Consider the following 1,754-nt stretch of genomic DNA (forward strand, 5'->3'; position numbering starts at 1 on the left):
CGGCTCGGCCGCGGCTTGCGCCTGCGCGAAGCGAGAGAGTGCGAGAGTGGAAAATCCCGCCGCCGCGTGGCCGAGAAAGCTGCGGCGGGATGAGTGCGTGCTCACGAATGCAATTTGCGTCGCGGGCGACCGGCCGGCTGGGTTGGTGCGGTGTTGGTCTCGCTGAAGAGTTCGGCGAGCTTCTCGGTGATGGCGCCGCCGAGTTCCTCGGCGTCCACGATCGTCACCGCGCGGCGATAATAGCGCGTCACGTCGTGGCCGATGCCGATCGCGATCAGTTCGACCGGCGAGCGGGTCTCGATCTCCTCGATGATGTGGCGCAGGTGCCGCTCGAGATAATTGCCGGGATTGACCGACAGCGTGGAATCGTCGACCGGCGCGCCGTCCGAGATCATCATCAGGATCTTGCGCTGCTCGGCCCTCGCCAGCAGGCGCTTGTGCGCCCAGTCCAGCGCCTCGCCGTCGATGTTCTCCTTGAGCAGGCCCTCGCGCATCATCAGGCCGAGATTTTTCCGCGCGCGGCGCCAGGGGGCATCGGCGGATTTGTAGATGATGTGGCGGAGATCGTTGAGGCGGCCGGGATTGGCCGGCTTGCCGGCGGCAAGCCACGCCTCACGCGATTGCCCACCCTTCCAGGCGCGCGTGGTGAAGCCCAGGATCTCGACCTTGACGCCGCAACGCTCCAACGTGCGTGCGAGGATGTCGGCGCAGGTGGCGGCGACCGTGATCGGGCGTCCCCGCATCGAGCCGGAATTGTCGAGCAGCAACGTCACCACGGTGTCGCGGAACGTCGCCTCCTTCTCGTGCATGAAGGACAGCGGATGATAGGGATCGGTGACGACGCGCGACAGCCGCGCGGGGTCGAGGATTCCCTCTTCGAGATCGAACTCCCAGGCGCGGTTCTGCTGCGCCATCAGGCGGCGCTGCAGGCGGTTGGCGAGACGGGCGACGATGCCTTGCAGATGCGCCAGCTGCTTGTCGAGATAGGCGCGCAGGCGCTCCAGCTCGTCATGGTCGCAGAGGTCTTCGGCCGCGATGATCTCGTCGAATTTCGGCGCGAAGGCGTGGTATTCCGGCCCGCGCGGCTCGTTCTTGCCGTGCGAGTTCGGACGCGTCGCCTCGCCCGGCGTCTCGTCGTCGCCGAGCTCGCCGTCGTCGAAGGTATCAGAGGTCGAGGCCTGCGCGCTTTCCATCGCGCTCTCGCTCATCTCCTCAGATGTCGCCTGCGCCTGGTCGGCGCTCATCTCCTGGGCGGCGTCGGAATCGGGCGAGCCTTCGGCGCCGGACTGGTCGTTGTCGCCGTCCTGGTTCTCGTCGTTGTCCTCGTCGTCCTCGCTATCGGCGTTACGCTCGTCGCCGAGCTCGAGCGCGGTCAAGAGGTCGTGCACTGCATCGCCGAACCGGGTCTGGTCCTCGACCAGGTTATCGAGCCGGTCGAGCCGCTTGCCGATCTTGTCTTCGAGAATCGGACGCCAGAGATCGACCATCTTCTTGGCGGCGGTCGGCGGCGCCATCCCGGTCAGGCGCTCCCGCACCAGCATCGCCAGCGCGTCGGCCAAGGGAGCGTCGGCGCGGTCGGTGATCTCGTCGAACTTGCCGCGATGGAAATGGTCGTCGAGCATCGCGGTGAGGTTTTTCGCAACGCCCGCCATGCGGCGCGCGCCGATCGCCTCGACCCGCGCCTGCTCCACCGCCTCGAACACGCCGCGCGCCTGCGGATTGCCGGGCATCAGCTTGCGATGCAGCTTGGCATC

Annotated in this window: 1 protein-coding gene; it reads right to left on the reverse strand. The window is 67.1% G+C overall.

All coding sequences use genetic code 11. From position 1 onward, the window contains the following. Positions 1-101 precede the first annotated feature (101 nt). Positions 102-1,754 (reverse strand): cobaltochelatase subunit CobT (cobT, locus tag MOV74_RS37455; protein ID WP_246932465.1); only part of this gene is annotated, 1,653 nt, incomplete at its 5' end.

The sequence above is a fragment of the Bradyrhizobium sp. SHOUNA76 genome, assembly GCF_023006445.1.
Lineage (GTDB): Bacteria > Pseudomonadota > Alphaproteobacteria > Rhizobiales > Xanthobacteraceae > Bradyrhizobium.